The 971-nt window shown below is 61.4% G+C and carries 2 protein-coding genes; both read left to right on the forward strand.

What is annotated here, in order from left to right; genetic code table 11:
* On the forward strand, positions 1–527 hold a 527-nt coding region (locus KILIM_RS19635; protein ID WP_217997142.1), incomplete at its 5' end, for a hypothetical protein.
* 230 nt (positions 528–757) lie between these two features.
* Positions 758–964 (forward strand): hypothetical protein, encoded by a 207-nt coding sequence (locus KILIM_RS25205; protein ID WP_040563921.1) that lies wholly within the window; start codon positions 758–760, stop codon positions 962–964.
* Positions 965–971: the final 7 nt, after the last annotated feature.

The following is a 971-nucleotide window of genomic DNA, read 5'->3' on the forward strand; positions in this document are numbered from 1 at the left end:
GTGTGCTAGCACCGACAGCGCAAGCAACGACAACCCCGCCGCCGCCTGACGTGGCCACCGCACCCGCGCTCGCCCCATCCTTCGTTCAGCCCCCAACAGTTGGGCGCTCCGCCTTCACCGAGACAGCTGCCATGGAAGGTGGCTATTACGAGCACCTCAACCTCGTCAACAACAGCATGTACATCTACAACTACTGGAACGAGTCGGCTAAAGTCGGCGCCCCCACCGGAACGACAGCCGCGCCTCTCGCGGGAGTGGCCTGGGAACACGATACTCGGCTCTACAACTCCAACAATCCCGGTCGCCTCGAGATCCAGCTCTGCTCCGACGTTCCTCGCCGTTGCTACGACGTCAGCGCCTATGCCAGTGCCTACACCACCGCCTACAACGACCTGAATGCAGCGACTACTAAGTTCTTCTTCCAGTATCGGTGGTTCAACGCATCGAAGCCTAGCGGCCCGATCTACGACCCGCTCATCGGGCCAGTGACGCCGCGCGTAACTGCCTCCGTAGCCGCGGCCTGGTAGGGAAACGGAACATCGCCATGGAATCAGGTTTCAGGCTGGCGCACATCTTCAGTCAGCCACCCATTCCGATAACCCCGTTTAGCGGTATTCGGAAGCCCATTTACGAGTCAACCGCAGGACCGCTGCTGGAGAGCGACAAGAGATTGCTTGAGAAGTTCTCTGGCATGGAGTTCGATTGGCCGCCAGCACCCGGCCAGCCATTCCCTGGCGATGCGACTGGGATCGCGCAAATGCGCCAGCAGCAGCGTGCGGCGGGCATGAGCTTCAAGGGCGACTTGATGGCCGGCATGTCCCGACTGCAGAACCAGTACCAACGGATGAGCGGCAACGGGATTTTCAGCGACGAGTTCATGCAGTACGTCGCCGAACGCTCCCCCGACTCACCGGCCGCCTACAGTCAACTGCGCCGACTCAGCGGCATCGAGTTCTACGGCTGAGCCACCC

It is taken from the genome of Kineosphaera limosa NBRC 100340, from assembly GCF_000298215.1.
Lineage (GTDB): Bacteria > Actinomycetota > Actinomycetes > Actinomycetales > Dermatophilaceae > Kineosphaera > Kineosphaera limosa.

Bases quoted from the DNA above. Each gene is read 5' to 3' on its own strand.
- KILIM_RS25205 (WP_040563921.1), top strand. From the start codon at position 758: ATGCGCCAGCAGCAGCGTGCGGCGGGCATGAGCTTCAAGGGCGACTTG.